Origin of the sequence: Burkholderia sp. 8Y (assembly GCF_902506145.1) — a bacterium.
In the GTDB taxonomy this organism is placed as follows: Bacteria; Pseudomonadota; Gammaproteobacteria; order Burkholderiales; family Burkholderiaceae; genus Caballeronia.
The window spans coordinates 2,800,241-2,819,428 of record NZ_LR733520.1; the positions used below are offsets into that span (position 1 = coordinate 2,800,241).

A 19,188-nucleotide genomic window follows, 5' to 3' on the forward strand; every position below is an offset into this window, starting at 1 on the left:
TGGCTTTACGCTGCGGGCGTCGGCGTTTCGATGCTTCCGCGCAGCTTCGTCAGGATGCCTTCCAGCGCATCCAGATTGCCGAAGTCGATCGTCACCTTGCCGCGGCCCCGGCCGCCGACCTTGATCTTCACGCTGGCCGCGAGCAAGTCCGACAGTTCATCTTCCAGGCGACGCGTATCGCGCCCGCCGTCGCTCGCCGGGCGCGCTTTTGCGGGCGTCTGCTTGAGCGTCGTGGCGACGAGGCGCTCGGTTTCCCGCACCGACAAACGGCGGTTCACCACGTGATTGGCCAATTGAATCTGCGTGGCGGCATCGACGGACAAGAGCGCGCGCGCGTGGCCCATGTCGAGGTCGCCGGCGAGCAGCATCGTCTGAACGGGCGATGCGAGGTTCAACAAGCGCAGCAGGTTCGACACCGCGCTGCGCGAACGCCCGACCGCTTCGGCGGCCTGTTCGTGCGTGAAGCTGAATTCGTCGAGCAGGCGCTGGATGCCCTGCGCTTCTTCCAGCGGATTCAGATCCTCGCGCTGAATGTTTTCGATCAGCGCCATGGCGGCGGCGGCCTGATCGGGGACGTTCTTCACCAGCACCGGCACTTCGTCCAGACCGGCGAGACGCGCCGCGCGGAAACGGCGCTCGCCCGCGATGATTTCGTAGTGGTCGTCGCCCACGGAACGCACGAGGATCGGCTGCATCAGCCCTTGAGCGCGAATGCTCGCGGCGAGCTCCTGAAGCGCGCCCTCGTCCATGCGCGTACGCGGCTGATACTTGCCTGCTTGCAGCTTATCGAGCGCCAGTACCGTCGGCATGCCCTCCCCGCGCACGGCTTCCGTAATGTCGACGCTGCCGCCGAGCAATGCGTCCAGACCGCGGCCCAGGCCCTTCTTTTTCATGACAGCGTTCATTTCGGTTCCTCCGTCGGCGTTTCCTGCCGCATCGAATGGGGTTGCAGCGCGCGCACGCGCTCGATCATTTCCGTGCCGAACTGGATGTAGGCCTGCGCACCGCGCGACGCCTTGTCGAACACGACGCCCGGCAAGCCGTAACTCGGCGCTTCGGCAAGGCGGACATTGCGGGGAATCACGACGTCGAACACCTTGTCGCCGAAGTGCGCCTTGAGTTGCTCGGACACTTGCTGCTGTAGCGTGATGCGCGGATCGAACATCACGCGCAGAAGGCCGATCACCTTCAGGTCGCGGTTGAGGTTCGCGTGAATCTGCTTGATGGTATTGACGAGGTCGGACAGCCCTTCGAGCGCGAAGTACTCGCACTGCATCGGAATCACGACGCCGTGCGCTGCGCACAGCGCGTTGAGCGTCAACAGCGACAACGCGGGCGGGCAATCGATCAGCACGAAATCATAGTCATCGGCTATATCGACGATCGCGGCGCGGAGAATGCGCTCGCGATTCTCCATGCCGACGAGCTCCACTTCCGCGCCCGCCAGTTCGCGATTCGCCGGCAGCACGTCGTAGCCGACCGCTTCCGGGCGCACGCGCGCTTCTCGTAACGTCACGCCGTCGACTAGCACCTCGTAGACCGTGTTCTCACACGCAGCCTTGTCGATACCGCTGCCCATCGTTGCGTTGCCCTGCGGATCGAGGTCGATCAGCAACACTCGCTGGTCGAGGCCGGCGAGACTTGCCGCCAGATTCACCGCTGTCGTCGTCTTTCCAACGCCGCCCTTCTGATTCGCGACGCAGAAGATTTTTGCCATCGTTTAGTGTCCTCGTTTCTTCGCTGTCAGAAGATCAGCATGGCTGGAGTGCTGCGCGGTCACGCATTGAAGACGACCTCGATGAGATGCCGCTCCGCGTCGAGAAATGGCACATTCAGGCGTTCGAGACTTTTGACCGTCGCCCCCTGCGGCAAGCGGTCTATCTCTGCGTCGGGCTTGACGCCTTTCATCGCGAGGATGCAGCCGTCGTCCGCAACCAGATGTCGCGCAAGTTTAACGAAATCCGCGAGCTCTGCGAACGCGCGCGAGACGATCACATCAAATTTGTTCGCCACTTCCACGCCCGGCTGCAATGCCTCGACGCGGCCAGTCACCACAGATAAGTTCGAAAGGCCCAGTTGCGCCTTCGCTTGCGACTGAAAAGCAGTCTTCTTGTGCACGATGTCGTTCAAGGTCACGTGAACGTCCGGCAAGGCAATTGCGAGCATGATGCCCGGCAGCCCGCCGCCCGATCCGACATCGAGCACCGTGGATGCGCGCCGGGAAGCCACCGCTGGCACAATCGCGAGCGAATCAAGAATGTGCTGAATGAGCATCTGCTTCGGATCGCGGATGGCCGTCAAGTTATAGACCGCGTTCCATTTGCCCAACAGCGCGACATAGTCGAGCAGCTTCTGTTTCTGTTCGGCGGATAGCACGACGCCGAGCTCGGTCGCGCCTTGGTCCAGCAGCGTAACGAGTTCCGTCATTGCACCGCCGTCGTCGAAAGCATCGGATCGTCGCCGCTCGCAGCTTTTCCTCTGCGACCAAGGCCGCGCTTGAGATGCACCATCAGTAACGAAATCGCAGCGGGCGTGATGCCGGAAATACGCGACGCCTGCCCGATCGTCTCCGGGCGATGCTGCGTCAACTTCTGCCGGGCCTCGAACGATAAGCCGCGCACTTCGCTGTAGTCGATGCTTTCCGGCAGCCGCGTGTTTTCCTGCGCGCCGTTGCGGACGATCTCGTCCGCCTGCCGATCGATATAGCCTTGATACTTCACGCCGATTTCGATCTGCTCCTTGATCTGCGCGAGCAAGACCGGATCATCGGCGAGCGCCGCGTCGGGGCCGCACGCCCTCTCGCGCAGCGCGCAAACGCCGTCGTAGGACACGCCGGGGCGTCGTAGAAGATCCGCAAGGCTGTATTCGTGATCGATCGGCTTGCCGAGCAGCGCCGTTGCCTCATCGGCCGATAGCGTTTTAGGATTGACCCAAGTTGACCGCAGACGCTCTGTTTCACGTGAAACAGCGTCACGCTTGCGGCTGAACGCGTCCCAGCGAACGTCGTCGATGACGCCAAGTTCCCGCCCGATCTCCGTAAGCCGCATATCCGCGTTGTCCTCGCGCAGCGACAGCCGGTACTCCGCCCTGCTCGTAAACATGCGATACGGCTCGGAGACTCCGCGAGTGACGAGATCATCGACCAAAACGCCGAGATACGCCTGGTCGCGACGCGGGCACCAAGCATCGTTGCCTTGCACCTGAAGGCCGGCGTTCATGCCCGCCAACAGCCCTTGCGCTGCGGCTTCTTCATAGCCGGTCGTACCGTTGATCTGCCCCGCGAAGAACAAGCCGTTGATCGCTTTGGTCTCCAAAGAAGCTTTTAACGCGCGCGGATCGAAGTAGTCGTACTCAATCGCATAGCCCGGACGCAGAATGTGCGCGTGCTCAAGACCGCGCATCGATCGGACAAGTTCAAGCTGCACGTCGAACGGCAGGCTTGTGGAGATGCCGTTGGGATAAAACTCGTTCGTCGTCAGTCCTTCCGGCTCAAGAAAAATCTGATGCGCGTCCTTCGACGCAAACCGATGGATCTTGTCCTCGATCGACGGACAGTAGCGCGGCCCGACGCCCTCAATGACACCGGTATACATCGGCGAGCGGTCCAATCCTGATCGAATGATGTCGTGCGTCCGCGAATTCGTATGGGTCACCCAGCACGGCACCTGTCGCGGGTGCTGTTCGACACGGCCGAGGAACGAGAACACCGGCACCGGATCGAGATCGCCGGGTTGCTCGTCCAGCACCGAAAAATCGATCGTTCGCCCGTCGATACGTGGCGGCGTTCCCGTTTTGAGCCGCCCTTGCGGCAGCTTCAGTTCCTTGAGTCGCGCGGAGAGCGAGACTGCCGCTGGGTCACCTGCGCGCCCGCCCACATAGTTATTGAGGCCGACGTGAATCTTTCCGTCGAGGAACGTACCGGCAGTCAGCACGACGGCACGCGCGCGAAACCGCAGTCCGACCTGCGTGACAGCACCGACCACCCGATCTCCCTCGACCATCAAATCATCGACGGCTTGTTGAAACAGCCAGAGGTTCGGCTGGTTTTCGAGCCGATGCCGGATCGCCTGCTTGTACAGAATTCGGTCGGCTTGGGCGCGCGTCGCCCGCACGGCAGGGCCTTTCGAGGAATTGAGAATGCGGAACTGGATGCCTGACTCATCCGTCGCGGACGCCATAGCGCCGCCGAGCGCGTCGACTTCCTTTACCAGATGCCCTTTGCCGATGCCGCCGATCGACGGATTGCAGCTCATCTGACCGAGCGTCTCGATGTTGTGGGTCAAGAGCAGCGTCTTGCAGCCCATTCGTGCGGACGCCAGAGCGGCCTCGGTGCCCGCATGACCGCCGCCAACGACGATCACGTCAAATTCTGTGGGATAAAGCATGGAGATTCCGTGTGCGAACGACACGAACCAAAGAAGGAATATCGCAAGATTATATAGGCATCACGTGCATGCGTTTTAACGCTCGGGAGCGACGCGCGAAAAAATGGCGTGTTTCACGTGAAACACGCCATTCGAATCGGCCTGCAAAGCGTTCAGCCTGCTTTCTTGGCGAGTCCGAGGTACGTATCGATGACCTGCCGGTTGTGCTGGAGAGCATCTGCCTTGCCTTCCAAGGCGAACTCGCCTGTCTCCAAAACATATCCGTAATCGGATATTTGCAGAGCAGCGCGGGCGTTCTGTTCGATCAGCAGCGTCGCGACGCCCGTTTGCTTGAGCGCGCTAACGATATGAAAGATCTCCTTGACGATGAGCGGCGCAAGCCCGAGGCTCGGCTCGTCGAGCATTAGAAGACGTGGCTTTCCCATCAGCGCGCGGCCAACGGCAAGCATCTGTCGTTCGCCGCCCGATAGCGTCCCGGCCGCCTGCTTGCGCCGTTCCTTCAGCCGGGGAAACAAGTCGAACACGTGGTCGAGTTGATCAAGAAAGTTGCGCTCGCCCGCGCGCTTCCGACGATAGGCACCGAGTACGAGGTTGTCCTCGACCGTCATCGTCGAGAAAAGCTCGCGTTTTTCCGGCACCAGACACATTCCACGTGAAACGCGCCGCTCGACCGCCAGCGCAGCCACGTCGTCGCCAAGATAGCGGACGACGCCCTTCGCGTGACCTGTCTGCGGCAGCGCGCCCATGATCGCGTTGAGCAGCGTCGACTTCCCTGCGCCGTTCGGACCGATTACCGACACGATCTGCCCCGCCGCAACTTGCAGCTTGCCGTTATGCAGCGCCTCGACCTTGCCGTAACGGACCGAGAGCCCGCTCACTTCGAGAATTGGGTCAGCCATCATTCCACCCCGCCCAAATAGGCTTCGAGCACCGCAGGATCTTCCTGCACGTCCTTCGGCAATCCCTCGGCGATCTTCGTGCCGAATTCCATTACGACCAGCCGATCAGTCAAGTTCATCACGAAATCCATGTCATGTTCGACGAGCAAAATGCTCATGCCTTCCGCGCGCAGCTTTCGCAGCAGATCGGCGAGTTGCTGCTTCTCCTGATAACGAAGCCCTGCGGCCGGCTCGTCGAGTAGCAACAAAGTGGGATCGCAACAGAGCGCCCGGGCGATTTCTAATATCCGTTGCTGTCCGAGCGCCAAACTGCCCGCCTCCGCGTAGAGGTACTTCTCCAGGCCGACGCGCGAAATCTGCTTCGCCGCCTCGAACATCAAGCGCGCTTCCTCCGCAGCGTTCAGCCGAACGACGCTTCGCCACACGCCCGTGTTGCCACGCAAGTGCGCGCCGATCGCGACGTTCTCCAGCACCGTCATGCCGGGAAGCATCTTGACGTGCTGGAACGTGCGCCCGATGCCACGCTTCACAATTTCGCGCGACGTCAGCTTATCGATGCGTTCGCCGTGAAAAGTGATGGTGCCGCTCGTCGCCTGAAGGACGCCCGTCACGAGATTGAATGTCGTCGACTTGCCCGCTCCGTTCGGCCCGATCAAGCCGATGATCTCCCCGGCCTTCACGTCGAAACTTACGTCGTTCACGGCGACAAGGCCGCCGAACTGCTTTCGTGCGTTATCAACGACAAGCAACGGTTCGCCGACGGCCGGTTTGCTGCGCTGCGGCAAAGCATCGCCGTGTTCGGGCACATGCGCGCGCGGCCCGCGCGGAAACAGCCGAGCGACGAACGGCCAAACGCCCTGCCGCGCATATTGCAGGAGCAAGACCATCACGACGCCAAAAACGATGATCTCAAAATTGCCGTTCGCGCCGATCAGCTTCGGCAGCAGCGTCTGGAGATAGTCTTGCAGCACGGTGAGGATGGTCGCGCCGAGAATCGCACCCCATACGTGCGACACCCCGCCCACCACCGCCATGAACAGGAATTCGATGCCGTGATTGAGGCCGAACGGCGTCGGATTCACCGCACGTTGCAAATGCGCGTACAGGAAGCCGGAAATCGACGCGAGCACCGCCGCGTAGATAAAGATGACGACCCGCATCCACGCCGTGTTCACGCCCATCGCTTCGGCCATGGTGCCGCCGCCGCGCAGCGCCCGAATCGCGCGGCCCGGGCGACTATTAAGCAGATTCTGAACAGACACGACCGCCAGCAGCACGACAACCCAAATCAGGTAGTAAATGCTTCGCCCCGATTCGAGCTGCCAGCCGAAGACGTTCAGCACCGGAATGCCGTTGATGCCGTCGTACTTGCCGAGCAGTTCCATGTTCCCGAACAGATAGAACAGCGAAAGCCCCCACGCAATAGTGCCGAGCGGCAGGAAGTGCCCGGAAAGGCGCATCGTGACGAGTCCCAGCAGGAGCGCGATGAGCGCCGTCAACACGACGCCCGCGATCAGCGCGAGCCACGGAGAGATGCCGTAGCGCGTCGTCAGGAACGCGGTCGCATACGCGCCCACGCCGACGAACGCCGCCTGTCCGAAACTCGTCATCCCGCCGATGCCGGTCAAGAGCACAAGCCCGATCGCGACGATCGAATAGAGGCCGATGTAGTTGAGCAGCGTGATCCAGTACTCCGGCACGGCGACCGGCCGAGGCAGTACCGGCAACGCGAACACGACCAGCAGAAAGAGCCAGAAGAAGCGATATCGATGGAGAAACGTCATGGCTTATTCCTCGTCTTCATCGGAATGCGGGCTTGCCAGGCTTCGCCACAGCAGCACCGGAATGATCAGCGTGAAGACGATGACCTCCTTGTACGCGCTCGCCCAGAACGACGAATACGACTCCAGCAGCCCGACGAGCAACGAGCCCGCCGCCGCCAGCGGATAACTGACGAGACCGCCCACGATCGCGCCGACGAAGCCCTTCAGGCCGATCAGAAAGCCCGAGTCGTAGTAGATGGTGGTGATCGGCGCGACGAGCACGCCGCACAGCGCGCCGAGGCCCGCCGCGAGCGTGAACGCGAGACGCCCTGCTTGCGTTGTCCCGATGCCGACGAGCCGCGCCCCGAGACGATTCACCGATGTCGCGCGCAACGCCTTGCCGGAAATCGAGCGATCGAAATAGAAGTACAGCGCGACGATCAGCACCAGCGCCGTGCCGACGACCCAAAGACTCTGCCCGGAAATCGACACGCTGCCGAGGTTGAAGTTGGCGTCCGAAAACGCCGTCGTGCGCGATCCTTCCGCGCCGAACATCACGAGGCCCAGGCCGACCATCGCGAAGTGCACGGCCACCGCGACGATCAGCAGCAGCAGCGTGCTGGCCTCCGCGATCGGCTCGTAAGCCAGCCGATACACGAACGGCCCCATCGGCACGACGATCAAGAGCGTGAGCGCGATCTGCGCGACCATCGGCAGCGTTTGCGCGACGACCGCCTGCGTCAACGCCCACACCGCGACCGGGAACAGCAGATACTTGCCCGCGAGCACAACCAGAAAGCGCCCTGTCCGATGATGCCGCGCCGGATGCCGCACCATGCCCGCGACTTCGGCGATGAAACAGCCCACGCCCATCGCGATGAGCAGGAAACAGGTCGCGGGCAGCTTCTGCGTTTGCAGCGCGGCCAGCGTGAGCGCGCCGTAGGCGACGAACTCGCCTTGGGGAATGAAGATGACGCGAGTCACGGAGAACACGAGCACCAGCGCGAGCGCAAGCAACGCGTAGATTGCGCCCGTCGTGATGCCGTCTTGCGCGAGAATCGCCGCAATCGATAAGTCCATACTTCCTCTTCAGAGCTTCTTCGGAACGTGAGAGCCGCTATCGGCCGATGAACATGGGAAAAGCGGCGCACCATCGGCGCGCCGCTTCTCTATCTGGAAATTGCGGTGCGCGGTCAGTCGTTCAGCAGCTTCCACTTGCCGTCGACGATCTGGACCATCACGCGTGCGCGATCGTCGAAGCCGTTGTGGTCGTTCGGCGTCGTGTTCATGATGCCGTGCGCGACCGGCAAGTCCTTCAGATTCTCGAGCGCCGCGCGCAGCGCCTCACGAAACTCGGGCGTGCCCGGCTGGCCCTTCTTGAGCGCCTCCGGAATCGCGCGGGCGAGCATTTGCCCGGCATCCCACGCATGGCCGCCGAACGTCGAAAGCGAGCCCGCGCCGTAAGCCTTCTCATAGGCGTTCTTGTACGCAGCCGACGACTTCTTCACTGGATTGCTGTCCGGCAATTGCTCGGTCACGAGCACGGGACCGGCCGGCAAGATCTCGCCTTCGCAGTCCTTGCCGCACACGCGCAAGAAGTCGTTATTGGCGACGCCGTGCGTCTGATACACCTTGCCCTTGTAGCCGCGCTCCTTCAGCGCCTTGGCCGGCAGCGCGGCCGGCGTGCCCGCGCCCGCGATCAGCACGGCGTCCGGGTTCGCGCTCATCGTCTTCAGCACCTGACCCGTGACGGACGTGTCCGTGCGGTTATACCGCTCGTTCGTGACGATCTTGAGCTTGTGCGCAGCCGCCGCCGTGTTGAACACCGAGTACCAGCCGTCGCCGTACGCATCCGCGAAACCGATGAAGCCCACGGTCTTCACGCCGTGCTTTTCCATGTAACTCGCGATGGCGTCGGCCATCAGCGCGTCGTTCTGCGGCGTCTTGAAGACCCACGCCTTCTTGGCGTCCATCGGCGCGATGATCGCCGCCGACGCCGCCATCGAGATCATCGGCGTCTTCGCGCTCGACGCGGGATCGATCATCGCGAGCGAATTCGGCGTGACCGTCGAGCCGACGATCGCATCGACGTGATCTTCGTCGATCAGCTTGCGCGTGTTCTGAACGGCGCGGCTCGTGTCGGAACCGTCGTCGAGCACGATGTATTCGACCGATTTCCCGCCCATCTCCTTCGGCAACAGCGCGACAGTGTTTTTCTCGGGAATCCCGAGCGATGCGGCCGGGCCTGTCGCCGAGAGCGTCACCCCGATTTTCACCTGCGCGAACGCTGCACCCGCGCCGAACATCGCGCTGCTAGCGACAGCCAGCGCAATGCCTCGTTTGACCCATGCTTTCTTCGTTTTCATTGCTCGTCTCCAAACGCGATCCTGGCTTTCGCGCACCCCAGCGGCGCGCTGCTTCCAATTGTTATCGATGCGGCATGGCATCGCCCCGGCTGTTCAGCCGCCTCAATCTATGGACCGCCCCGGCGCATGCCTAGCCTCGTTTTCCCTGACGAATCGGGCCGTGCGCGCTCGGCTTCACGGCCTCTATTCAAGAACGAAAAAAAGGCGCGTTCGTGGAAACGCGCCTTGGTTGGAATCGACTCACATATCGACGGTCAGTTGCCCGACAGCTTCCACTTGCCGCCGACAATCTCGACCATCACGCGCGCCCGCTGATCCAGCCCGGAGTGATCGTTCGCGCTCATGTTGAAGATGCCGTGCGACGCGGCAAGATTCTTCGTGTCCTCGATCGCCGCGCGCAACGCTTCCCGAAACGCGGGCGTGCCGGGCTGCCCCTTCTTCAGCGCGACCGGAATCGCGTGCTGCAAGATAAGGCCCGCGTCCCAGGCGTGACCGCCGAACGTGGACACCGAGCCCGCGCCATACGCGCCTTCATAAGCCTTCTTGTAGGTGAGCGCGGCCTGCTTCACGGGATTGCTGTCCGGCAGTTGTTCCGCGACGAGCAGCGGCCCGGCGGGCAGGAACGTTCCTTCGCAATCCTTGCCGCACACGCGCAGGAAGTCGTTGTTCGCGACGCCGTGCGTCTGATAGATCTTGCCCTTGTAGCCGCGCTCCTTGAGCGTCTTTTGCGGCAGCGCGGCGGGCGTGCCCGCGCCCGCGATCAGCACCGCGTCCGCGTTCTGCGACATCATCTTGAGCACTTGCCCGGTGACGGACGCGTCGTTGCGCGCAAAGCGTTCGTTCGCGACGATGCGGATCTTCGCGAGGTCCGCCGCCTTCGAGAACTCCTTGAACCAGCTCTCGCCGTACGCGTCCGAGAAGCCGATGAACGCGACCGTCTTCACGCCGTGATTCGCCATGTGCTGCGCGATGGCGGTGGCCATGAGAATGTCGTTCTGCGGCGTCTTGAAGACCCACGCGCGCTTGCTGTCCATCGGTTCGACGATGCTCGCGGCCGCGGCCATCGAGATCATCGGCGTGGTGGTTTCGGCGGCGATGTCGATCATCGCGAGCGAGTTGGGAACGACCGTGGAACCGATCAGCGCGTCGACGTGATCTTCGCTCGTGAGCTTGCGTGCGTTCTTGACGGCTTGCGTGGAATCGGTGGCGTCGTCGAGCACGATGTACTGCACCTTCTGTCCCGCGATTTCCTTCGGCAATAACGCGATGGTGTTCTTCTCCGGAATACCGAGCGATGCGGCCGGGCCTGTCGCCGATACCGTCACGCCTATTTTCACGTCCGCCAAAACCTGAGTGCTGAATACCGCCGATAATCCCGCGACAACCAACGCGACCGCCTTACCGCGTAATGCCCACTTCATTGATTTGCACCCCGTGAATCGTGTGTTCGAATAGAAGTCACGCCTGAATGCCTTCTGCGGATTTATTTTTCGCGAATCGCCGACCGTTGAGTCGGGAAATGCAGTTTAGCGACGCGAGCGCCGCGCATCAAGCGTTTTGGAGGCGTTCCGCACGCAGTTTCAAGGTGATTGGCTGTGCCCGATAACCCGCCGGTATGACGGGCGCGATTGCATCCGTCAGGCGAATCGTATTATGGGCCGGGAAAATAAAAAGGCGCCGTTGGACTTATCCAACAGCGCCTTCCGATTTGGGCACTTCGTGCCTCATGTCTCCTCGTTCTCCACCTCAAAAATCTGGGTGCATCAGAACTAGAACGGATATTAATGTGCGCATCATTTCGCGACAACCTAGCATTTACCCTAGTGGTGCATAAAAGCACCTTAAAAGGGCGTGTTCTGTGCCGTTATTCCTATGTTCGCCCATGCGCTATTTGATTCGGATATCGAATGAAAAGCTAACCTTGCAACGGCCTCACGCGGGCCACGATTTCGCCCACGATGCCGCGTCTGAATGCGAGCACGCAGGCAATGAAGATGATGCCCGTGACGATCGTCACCGATTCGCCGAGCGAGTTGAACCAGGCCACGCCCGTCACATTCGCCAGCGCCGCGCCGATATCGCCGAGCCGGTCTTCCAGCGCCACGATGATCGCCGCGCCGAGCAGCGGCCCGAACATGGTGCTCATGCCGCCGACGAGCGTCATCAACACGACGAGGCCGGACATCGTCCAGTAGGCGTCGCCGAGCGTTTCGAAGCCGAGCACCAGCGTCTTCGTCGCGCCCGCGAGACCCGCGAGTCCGGCCGACAACACGAACGCCAGCAGCTTGTAGCGCGCGGTGTCGTAGCCGAGCGATATCGCGCGCGGCTCGTTCTCCTTGATCGCGATCAGCACCTGTCCGAACGGCGAATGCACGATGCGCACGATCAGCGCGAACGCAAGCAGCATCAGCACGAGCACGACGTAGTAGAGCGTCACGTCGCTGCTCAAATCGAGGACGCCGAACAGTTTGCCGCGCGGCACGCCTTGCAGGCCGTCTTCGCCGTGCGTGAAGGGCGCTTGCAGGAACACGAAGTAGACCATCTGCGCGAGCGCGAGCGTGACCATCGCGAAGTAGATGCCCTGACGCCGGATGGCGAGCAGCCCGACGATCACACCGAGCAGCGTCGCGACCGCCGTGCCGAGCACGACGCCCAGTTCCGGCGTGAAGCCGAGCGTCTGTATCGCGTAGCCCGCTGTGTAGCCCGCGCTCGACAGGAACATGGCGTGCCCGAACGACAGCAATCCCGTATAGCCGATCAGCAGGTTGAACGCCGCCGCGAACAGCGCGAAGCACAGCACTTTCATCATGAAGACCGGATACACGCCCGCGAACGGCACCGCGATCAACGCGACCAGCAACAGCGCGTAGAGCACTTTTCTCTGCATCATTTTTCCTTGCCGAAGAGTCCCGCCGGGCGCACGAGCAGCACCAGCGCCATGATGACGAAGACGACCGTCGCGGACGCTTCCGGATAGAACACGCGCGTGAAGCCTTCGATCACGCCCAGCAGCAGACCCGTGAGAATCGAGCCCATGATCGAACCCATGCCGCCGATCACCACGACCGCGAACACGGTGATGATCATCGACTGGCCCATCAGCGGCGACACCTGAATGACCGGCGCGGCCAGCACACCCGCGAAGGCGGCAAGCGCGACGCCGAAGCCATACGTCAGCGTGATCATCAGCGGCACGTTGACGCCGAAGGCTTCGACGAGCTTCGGATTCTCCGTGCCCGCCCGCAAATAGGCGCCGATGCGCGTCTTTTCGATCACGAACCACGTCGCGAAGCACACGACGAGCGACGCCACCACGACCCACGCGCGATAGTTCGGCAGGAACATGAAGCCGAGATTGGTCGCGCCCGACAGAAGCGATGGCACGTCGTACGGCTGGCCCGACGAACCGTAGATCGAGCGGAACACGCCTTCGATCACGAGCGTCAAGCCGAAAGTCAGAAGGAGCCCGTAGAGATGGTCGAGCTTGTAGAGCCAGCGCAGCATGGACCGTTCGATGACCACGCCCAGCACGCCGACGATGACCGGCGCGAGCAGCAGCATCGCCCAGTACGGGACGTTGAAGTACGCGTAGCCCATCCACGCGAGCATCGCGCCGAGCATGAAAAGCGCGCCGTGCGCGAAGTTGATGACGTTGAGCAAGCCGAAGATCACCGCGAGCCCGAGACTCAGGATCGCGTAGAACGAGCCGTTCACCAGTCCGAGCAGCAACTGGCTCATCATCGCGGCGAGCGGGATGCCGAATATTTCCATTGAACCTGCCGAGGGTTGAATCGAAGCATGGCCGCAAGCAGTCGCGCGGGACCGCTTGCGGCATCAATCGCCGAAGAACTTACTTCCAGGCCGCGCAGCGCGACTCGGCCTTCGTGCCGAAAGCCTGATCGCCCGGAATGGTGGCCGTGATCTTGTAGTAGTCCCACGGTTCCTTCGATTCCGACGGCTTCTTCACTTCCATCAAGTACATGTCGTGAATCATCGCGCCGTCCTGGCGGACGTAGCCCTTCGCGTAGAAGTCGTCGATCTTCGCCTTCTTCATCTGCGCCATGACCTTGTCGCTGTCGGTCGTGCCGGCGGCCTGCACGGCCTTCAGGTACGTCGTGACGGCGGAGTAGTCGGCGGCTTGCAGGCTCGTCGGCATCTTCTTCATCTTCGCGAAGTAACGCTTCGCCCATTCGCGCGTCTTGTCGTCCTTGTTCCAGTACCAGCTATCCGTCGCGACGAGTCCTTGCGTCGTCTCCAGACCCAGGCTGTGGATGTCGGAGAGGAAGATGAGCAGCGCGGCGATCTTCATCGTCTTCGTGATGCCGAATTCCTTCGCGGCCTTGATCGAATTGATGGTGTCGCCGCCCGCGTTCGCGAGGCCGAGCACCTGCGCCTTCGATCCCTGCGCCTGCAACAGGAACGACGAGAAATCCGATGCCGACAGCGGATGACGCACCGCGCCCAGCACCTGACCGCCGTTCGCCTTCACGACATCCGACGTGTTCTTTTCCAGCGCCTTGCCGAACGCGTAGTCGGCCGTCAGGAAGTACCACGTCTTGCCGCCCTGCTTCGTTACCGCGGAACCGGTGCCTTTCGCGAGCGCCATCGTGTCGTAGGCGTAGTGGACGGTGTACGGGGAGCACTGTTCGTTCGTGAGGTTGTCCGCGCCCGCGCCGATGTTGATGTACGGCGTCTTCTTTTCCGCCGCGACTTGCGCGGTGGAGAGCGCCGTCGCGGAGTTCGTCCCGCCGATGATCGCGTTCACGCCGTCGCGGTCGATCCACTCGCGCGCCCGCGATGCCGCGATATCCGCCTTGTTCTGATGGTCCGCATACACGAGCTCGATCGGCTTGCCGTTCACCTTGCCGCCGAAGTCCGCGATCGCCATGCGGATGGCTTCGAGGCCGCCTTGTCCGTCGATGTCCGCGTAGAGGCCCGACAAGTCGGTGACGAAACCGATCTTGACGCTGTTGCCGTCGGCTGCCTGCGCGCCGCTGCTAACCAGCGCCACACTCGCCGCCGCAGCCGCAAAGCAAAGAGTAGAGAGGCGCGCGAGGGTCTTCTTTTTCATTCCAGTCTCCGTGAGTTTTGATTGTTGCTGCGCTGCTGGTGTTACTGGTGTTGCCCTTTGGTGATCCTGGCTGCGCCGTGTGCGACGTGTCACACGCCGAGCAGTTCGTGCAGCACCGGCATCTTCGCTTCGAGTTCCCCCGCGCCGAAATGCTCGACGATATTCCCGTGTTCCATCACGTAGAACCGGTCCGCGAGCGGCGCCGCGAACCGGAAGTTCTGCTCGACCATCACGACGGTATAGCCGCGCGATTTCAGCATCAGGATCATGCGCGCGAGTGTCTGCACGATGACGGGCGCGAGACCCTCCGAGATTTCATCGAGCAGAAGCAGGTTCGCGCCCGTGCGCAGAATGCGCGCGACGGCCAGCATCTGCTGCTCGCCGCCCGACAGACGCGTGCCCTGGCTCGCGCGCCGCTCGCTTAAGTTCGGGAACATGGAGTACAGCTCGTCGAGCGGCATGGCCTGCTTCGGATCGCCGATGAGCGGCGGTAGAAGCAGGTTTTCCTCGCACGACAGGCTCGAAAAAATGCCGCGCTCCTCCGGACAATAGCCGACCCCGCGATGCGCGATCTTGTGTGTGGGCAGCCCGATGGTCTCGCGTCCGCCCACGCGGATCGAGCCCGTGCGCCGGCCGGTGAGACCCATGATCGCGCGAAGCGTCGTCGTGCGTCCCGCGCCGTTGCGGCCGAGCAGCGTGACGACTTCCCCGCGATTCACCTTGAGGTCCACGCCGTGCAGAATGTGCGATTCCCCGTACCACGCCTGCAAGCCTGCGATTTCCAGCGCGGGCGCATTCCCCGCCGCGCCGTTCGCTTCGCGCGAGCGGCGTTCTTCCGTGATCGTGCTCATGCGTGGGCTCCGGTGAGCGCCGCATCGGCGCTGCCCATGTAGGCTTCCATCACGAGCGGATTCTTCGATACTTCCGCGTAGCTGCCTTCGGCGAGCACTTCGCCGCGCTGAAGCACGGTAATGGTGTCGGAGATGCCGGCAATCACGTTCATGTTGTGCTCGACCATGAGAATGGTGCGTCCCGCCGATACCTTCTTGATGAGCGCGGTCACGCGGTCCACGTCCTCGTGTCCCATGCCTTGCGTCGGTTCGTCGAGCAGCATGAGTTCGGGTTCCATCGAAAGCGTCGTCGCTATTTCGAGCGCGCGCTTGCGGCCGTACGACAGCTCGACGGTCTTCGCATCGGCGAAATCGGTGAGGCCGACTTGCGTGAGCAGGTCCATCGCGCGGTCGTTGAGAGCGTCGAGCGAACGTTCGCTGCGCCAGAACTGAAACGACGTGCCGAGCTGCCGCTGCAAGCCGATACGCACGTTTTGCAGCACGGTCAGATGCGGAAAGACGGCGGAAATCTGAAACGAGCGGATGATGCCGCGCCGCGCGATACGCGCCGGGGGCTCCCGCGTGATGTCGGCGCCGTTGAAGACGATCTGGCCCGCAGTCGGTTCGAGAAATTTGGTGAGCAGATTGAAGCAGGTGGTCTTGCCCGCGCCGTTCGGTCCGATCAGCGCATGGATCGAGCCGCGGCGCACGCGCAGGTTCACGTCATTCACGGCCGTGAAGCCTTTGAATTCTTTCGTGAGTCCTCGCGTTTCCAGAATGGTGTCGCCGAGAATCATGTCCCCTTCCATGCGAAGTGAGGCGCTGAACGATGTGTTCGCCTGCGCTTTATTTTTCTTTCGCGCGCACCGGGCGGTGTCGCCGCCAAGATGCCGCTTCGCTTCGTAGCCGGTTGCATGCCGCTCGAAAGCAGGCACGACGCACGCCGATCATCACGTGATCCGGGGCCATTGTCGCGCCAATGATGCAGCGCAATCATTGGGATTTGCACTGAGTCATGCAAAGCTGCAAGCGGCCGTCCATGCACGCGTTCAGGGCATGACATGTGCTGACCATATTGCGTCGCTACGCGAGCGCCGCCGAATTGATCTCTTGCGTATGCACCGCGCGCCGGTCTTCGCGAATCATGTCGCTCGCGCGTTCGGCGATCATGAGCGTGGGCGAATTCGTGTTGCCCGACGTGATGACCGGCATCACCGATGCATCCACCACGCGCAATCCCTGCACGCCAAGCACGCGCAAGCGGCTATCCACGACCGCGCCCGGATCGTTGTCGATGCCCATGCGGCACGTGCCGACCGGATGAAAGATCGTCGTGCCGATATCGCCCGCCGCTTGGGCCAGCTCTTCTTCGGTTTGATACCGAACGCCCGGCAGAATCTCCTCGGGCGCATAGCGCGACAACGCCGGCGCGCTCACGATGCGGCGCGTGAGACGCAGTGAATTCGCGGCTACCTCGCGGTCGCGGTCGGTGGAGAGATAGTTCGGCGCGATGAGCGGCGCCGCATGGGCATCCGGCGATGCGATATGAACGCTTCCGCGCGATGTCGGCCGCAGATTGCACACGGACGCCGTGAACGCATTGAACGCGTGCAGCGGCTCGCCGAAGCGTTCGAGCGACAACGGCTGCACGTGGTATTCGACATCGGGCCGTCTGATCGATGCATCGGCGGGATTGGATTTGGCGAACACGCCGAGCTGCGAAGGCGCCATCGACATCGGACCGCTGCGCATCAACGCGTACTGCATGCCGATGAAAAGCTTGCCCCACCAGCGCGCCGAAAGCGTGTTGAGCGTGCGCACGCCGTTGACCTTGTACGCCATGCGAAGCTGCAAGTGATCCTGCAAGTTCTCGCCGACGCCGCGCAGATCGCGCACCACGTCGATACCAAGCCGCTGCAAGCGCGCGCCATTGCCGATTCCCGACAGTTCGAGAATCTGCGGCGAGTTGACCGCGCCCGCGCTTAGCAGCACTTCGCGACGCGCCTTCGCGATGTATTCGACATCGCCGCCGCGATACTCCACGCCCACGCAACGCGTGCCTTCGAACACGAGCCGCTTCGTGTGCGCGCCGGTGATCGTCGTGAGATTCGGGCGCTTCATCGCTTCGCGCAGAAACGCTTTCGCCGCATTCCAGCGCAGGCCGCCGCGCTGGTTCACATCGAAATAACCGACGCCCGTGTTGTCGCCGCGATTGAAGTCGTCGGTCGCTGGAATGCCGCTTTGCTGCGCGGCCTGTGAGAACGTCTCGAGAATCTTCCACTTGAGCCGCTGTTTCTCGACGCGCCATTCGCCGCCCGCGCCGTGCCACTGATTCGCCCCGCCGTGGTGATCCTCGCTACGCATGAACACGGGCAGCACCGAGTCCCACGACCAGTTGGAATCGCCCGTGATGTGCGCCCACTCGTCGTAATCCTCGCGCTGGCCGCGCATGTAGATCATGCCGTTGATCGACGAGCATCCGCCGAGCACGCGCCCACGCGGATACGACAGCGCGCGGCCGTTGAGTCCCGGTTCGGCTTGCGTCTTGTAGAGCCAGTCCGTGCGCGGATTGCCGATGCAGTACAGATAGCCGACCGGAATGTGGATCCAGTGATAGTCGTCCTTGCCGCCCGCTTCGAGCAGCAGCACGCTGACGTCGGGATCTTCGGTGAGGCGATTCGCGAGCACGCATCCGGCCGTCCCCGCGCCGACGATGATGTAGTCGAATTCGCCTTCGAGCTTGCGAGCGTCCCGTTTCATGACATGTCTCCTGTTCGGCATGGGCGTCTGCGTGTCCGCGCCCTTTGCGATGTGTCGGGCACACCGGTGCCGACAAGCGTACTGCGGCTCGCGTGCGCCGATCCAATCAGATATGTTCAAGAGCAATATAAGACGCGCTAATATCAGCCGATGGACTACACCCTGCTCCGCGCGTTTCTGACCGTGGCGCGCGAAGGCAACCTCACGCGCGCGGCGGCGCGACTGCATCTGACGCAGCCGGCGGTCAGCCTGCAGATCAAGAATTTGCAGGAGACGCTGGGCGTCGTGCTGTTCGCGCGGACGTCGCACGGCCTGTTGCTGACGCGCGATGGCGAAGCCCTGTTGCCGCACGCCGAGCGGGCGCTTGCCGCCGCCGCCGACGTGCAACGCGCGGCGGCCGCCCTGCGGCAGGACGTGAGCGGAACGCTGCGCATCGGCACCATTCTCGATCCCGAGTTCTTGCGGCTCGGCGGCTTTCTGCGGCAATTCGTGGAAGCGTATCCGCGCATCGAAACGGCGTTGCGCCACGGCATGTCCGGCTGGGTGCTGGAACGCGTGCGCTCGCGCGATCTGGACGTCGGCTATTACATCGGCGATCCGGTGCGTGACGGCACGCGCGACGCCGATCGTTTTCATGTCGTGCGGCTCACGCCGTTTTCGTATCGCGTGCTCGCGCCAGCCGGCTGGCACAACCGCGTGAACAAGGGCAAGCGCAACTGGGCGGCGCTCGCCAAGCTGCCGTGGATCTGGACGCCGCCCGAGTCCGCGCATAACCGGCTGCTTTCGCGCGTGTTCCGCGAGGCGGGCGCGACACCCGTGATCGTCGCGGAGGTGGATCAGGAGCCGTCGATGCTCGATCTGGTGAAATCGGGCGTGGGATTGTCGCTCGCGCGGGATTCCATCGCGCTTGCCGAGGCGCACGCGCACGCGCTGACCATCGTGGAAGGCGTCACCGTGCCGACGCAGCTTTCGTTCGTCGCGCTCGCCGAGCGTCGCGAAGAACCGGCGATCGCGGCGGCGCTGCGCCTGATCGATGCGCAGTGGTCCGTGTAACCCAAGCTTCACGGTTTCTTTGTTAGTCTCGCTGCTGCGCTTTCATCCGAAACACAACCGG

The 19,188-nt window shown here is 62.6% G+C and carries 16 protein-coding genes; 1 reads left to right on the top strand and 15 read right to left on the bottom strand.

Features of this window, described 5'->3' with window-relative positions:
- Window positions 1–5 precede the first annotated feature (5 nt).
- The 15 genes from GV035_RS23760 to GV035_RS23830 all read right to left on the bottom strand — a co-directional run bounded on the left by GV035_RS23760 (window position 6) and on the right by GV035_RS23830 (window position 18,074).
- Window positions 6–905 (bottom strand): ParB/RepB/Spo0J family partition protein, encoded by a 900-nt coding sequence (locus GV035_RS23760; RefSeq protein WP_159837349.1) that lies wholly within the window; start codon window positions 903–905, stop codon window positions 6–8.
- Window positions 902–1,717 carry a ParA family protein gene (locus tag GV035_RS23765; RefSeq protein ID WP_159837350.1) on the bottom strand — a complete coding sequence of 272 codons (816 nt, stop codon included), beginning with the start codon at window positions 1,715–1,717 and terminating at the stop codon, window positions 902–904. The genes GV035_RS23760 and GV035_RS23765 overlap by 4 nt, the downstream gene beginning before the upstream one ends.
- 59 nt (window positions 1,718–1,776) lie before the next feature.
- Window positions 1,777–2,427 (bottom strand): 16S rRNA (guanine(527)-N(7))-methyltransferase RsmG, encoded by a 651-nt coding sequence (gene rsmG, locus GV035_RS23770; RefSeq protein WP_159837351.1) that lies wholly within the window; start codon window positions 2,425–2,427, stop codon window positions 1,777–1,779.
- A complete protein-coding gene (gene mnmG, locus GV035_RS23775) occupies window positions 2,424–4,385 on the bottom strand; it encodes a tRNA uridine-5-carboxymethylaminomethyl(34) synthesis enzyme MnmG (RefSeq protein ID WP_159838177.1) in 1,962 nt (653 codons plus the stop codon). The genes rsmG and mnmG overlap by 4 nt, the downstream gene beginning before the upstream one ends.
- Before the next feature lie 152 nt (window positions 4,386–4,537).
- Complete coding sequence (locus tag GV035_RS23780; RefSeq protein WP_159837352.1) at window positions 4,538–5,287, bottom strand: ABC transporter ATP-binding protein; 750 nt, start codon at window positions 5,285–5,287, stop codon at window positions 4,538–4,540.
- Window positions 5,284–7,068: a branched-chain amino acid ABC transporter ATP-binding protein/permease gene (locus tag GV035_RS23785; RefSeq protein ID WP_159837353.1), complete on the bottom strand. Its 1,785-nt coding sequence runs from the start codon at window positions 7,066–7,068 to the stop codon at window positions 5,284–5,286. Before GV035_RS23785 ends, GV035_RS23780 begins: the two co-directional genes overlap by 4 nt.
- A 3-nt stretch (window positions 7,069–7,071) precedes the next feature.
- Window positions 7,072–8,127 carry a branched-chain amino acid ABC transporter permease gene (locus GV035_RS23790; RefSeq protein WP_159837354.1) on the bottom strand — a complete coding sequence of 352 codons (1,056 nt, stop codon included), beginning with the start codon at window positions 8,125–8,127 and terminating at the stop codon, window positions 7,072–7,074.
- 113 nt (window positions 8,128–8,240) lie between these two features.
- Complete coding sequence (locus tag GV035_RS23795; RefSeq protein WP_159837355.1) at window positions 8,241–9,413, bottom strand: ABC transporter substrate-binding protein; 1,173 nt, start codon at window positions 9,411–9,413, stop codon at window positions 8,241–8,243.
- Window positions 9,414–9,667: 254 nt separating this feature from the next.
- Window positions 9,668–10,834 (bottom strand): ABC transporter substrate-binding protein, encoded by a 1,167-nt coding sequence (locus GV035_RS23800; protein ID WP_159837356.1) that lies wholly within the window; start codon window positions 10,832–10,834, stop codon window positions 9,668–9,670.
- Window positions 10,835–11,328: 494 nt separating this feature from the next.
- Complete coding sequence (locus GV035_RS23805; RefSeq protein WP_159838179.1) at window positions 11,329–12,300, bottom strand: branched-chain amino acid ABC transporter permease; 972 nt, start codon at window positions 12,298–12,300, stop codon at window positions 11,329–11,331.
- A complete protein-coding gene (locus GV035_RS23810; protein ID WP_159837357.1) occupies window positions 12,300–13,184 on the bottom strand; it encodes a branched-chain amino acid ABC transporter permease in 885 nt (294 codons plus the stop codon). The genes GV035_RS23805 and GV035_RS23810 overlap by 1 nt, the downstream gene beginning before the upstream one ends.
- Window positions 13,185–13,263: 79 nt before the next feature.
- Window positions 13,264–14,484 (bottom strand): ABC transporter substrate-binding protein, encoded by a 1,221-nt coding sequence (locus tag GV035_RS23815; RefSeq protein ID WP_159837358.1) that lies wholly within the window; start codon window positions 14,482–14,484, stop codon window positions 13,264–13,266.
- An 89-nt stretch (window positions 14,485–14,573) separates the two neighbouring features.
- Window positions 14,574–15,335, bottom strand: coding sequence for an ABC transporter ATP-binding protein (locus GV035_RS23820; protein WP_159837359.1), 762 nt, complete (start codon window positions 15,333–15,335; stop codon window positions 14,574–14,576).
- Window positions 15,332–16,111 (bottom strand): ABC transporter ATP-binding protein, encoded by a 780-nt coding sequence (locus GV035_RS23825; RefSeq protein ID WP_159837360.1) that lies wholly within the window; start codon window positions 16,109–16,111, stop codon window positions 15,332–15,334. Before GV035_RS23825 ends, GV035_RS23820 begins: the two co-directional genes overlap by 4 nt.
- 286 nt (window positions 16,112–16,397) lie before the next feature.
- Window positions 16,398–18,074 carry a GMC family oxidoreductase gene (locus GV035_RS23830; RefSeq protein ID WP_159837361.1) on the bottom strand — a complete coding sequence of 559 codons (1,677 nt, stop codon included), beginning with the start codon at window positions 18,072–18,074 and terminating at the stop codon, window positions 16,398–16,400.
- A 150-nt stretch (window positions 18,075–18,224) separates the two neighbouring features.
- On the opposite strand from GV035_RS23830, the gene GV035_RS23835 reads away from it, so the two are divergent.
- The gene (locus GV035_RS23835) at window positions 18,225–19,127 is read left to right on the top strand and encodes a LysR family transcriptional regulator (RefSeq protein WP_159837362.1); all 903 of its coding nucleotides are present in this window, start codon (window positions 18,225–18,227) and stop codon (window positions 19,125–19,127) included.
- Window positions 19,128–19,188: the final 61 nt, after the last annotated feature.

Coding starts and splice junctions, on each gene's coding strand:
- GV035_RS23760 (WP_159837349.1), bottom strand. CDS start 905: ATGAACGCTGTCATGAAAAAGAAGGGCCTGGGCCGCGGTCTGGACGCA.
- GV035_RS23765 (WP_159837350.1), bottom strand. CDS start 1,717: ATGGCAAAAATCTTCTGCGTCGCGAATCAGAAGGGCGGCGTTGGAAAG.
- rsmG (WP_159837351.1), bottom strand. CDS start 2,427: ATGACGGAACTCGTTACGCTGCTGGACCAAGGCGCGACCGAGCTCGGC.
- mnmG (WP_159838177.1), bottom strand. CDS start 4,385: ATGCTTTATCCCACAGAATTTGACGTGATCGTCGTTGGCGGCGGTCAT.
- GV035_RS23780 (WP_159837352.1), bottom strand. CDS start 5,287: ATGATGGCTGACCCAATTCTCGAAGTGAGCGGGCTCTCGGTCCGTTAC.
- GV035_RS23785 (WP_159837353.1), bottom strand. CDS start 7,068: ATGACGTTTCTCCATCGATATCGCTTCTTCTGGCTCTTTCTGCTGGTC.
- GV035_RS23790 (WP_159837354.1), bottom strand. CDS start 8,127: ATGGACTTATCGATTGCGGCGATTCTCGCGCAAGACGGCATCACGACG.
- GV035_RS23795 (WP_159837355.1), bottom strand. CDS start 9,413: ATGAAAACGAAGAAAGCATGGGTCAAACGAGGCATTGCGCTGGCTGTC.
- GV035_RS23800 (WP_159837356.1), bottom strand. CDS start 10,834: ATGAAGTGGGCATTACGCGGTAAGGCGGTCGCGTTGGTTGTCGCGGGA.
- GV035_RS23805 (WP_159838179.1), bottom strand. CDS start 12,300: ATGCAGAGAAAAGTGCTCTACGCGCTGTTGCTGGTCGCGTTGATCGCG.
- GV035_RS23810 (WP_159837357.1), bottom strand. CDS start 13,184: ATGGAAATATTCGGCATCCCGCTCGCCGCGATGATGAGCCAGTTGCTG.
- GV035_RS23815 (WP_159837358.1), bottom strand. CDS start 14,484: ATGAAAAAGAAGACCCTCGCGCGCCTCTCTACTCTTTGCTTTGCGGCT.
- GV035_RS23820 (WP_159837359.1), bottom strand. CDS start 15,335: ATGAGCACGATCACGGAAGAACGCCGCTCGCGCGAAGCGAACGGCGCG.
- GV035_RS23825 (WP_159837360.1), bottom strand. CDS start 16,111: ATGATTCTCGGCGACACCATTCTGGAAACGCGAGGACTCACGAAAGAA.
- GV035_RS23830 (WP_159837361.1), bottom strand. CDS start 18,074: ATGAAACGGGACGCTCGCAAGCTCGAAGGCGAATTCGACTACATCATC.
- GV035_RS23835 (WP_159837362.1), top strand. CDS start 18,225: ATGGACTACACCCTGCTCCGCGCGTTTCTGACCGTGGCGCGCGAAGGC.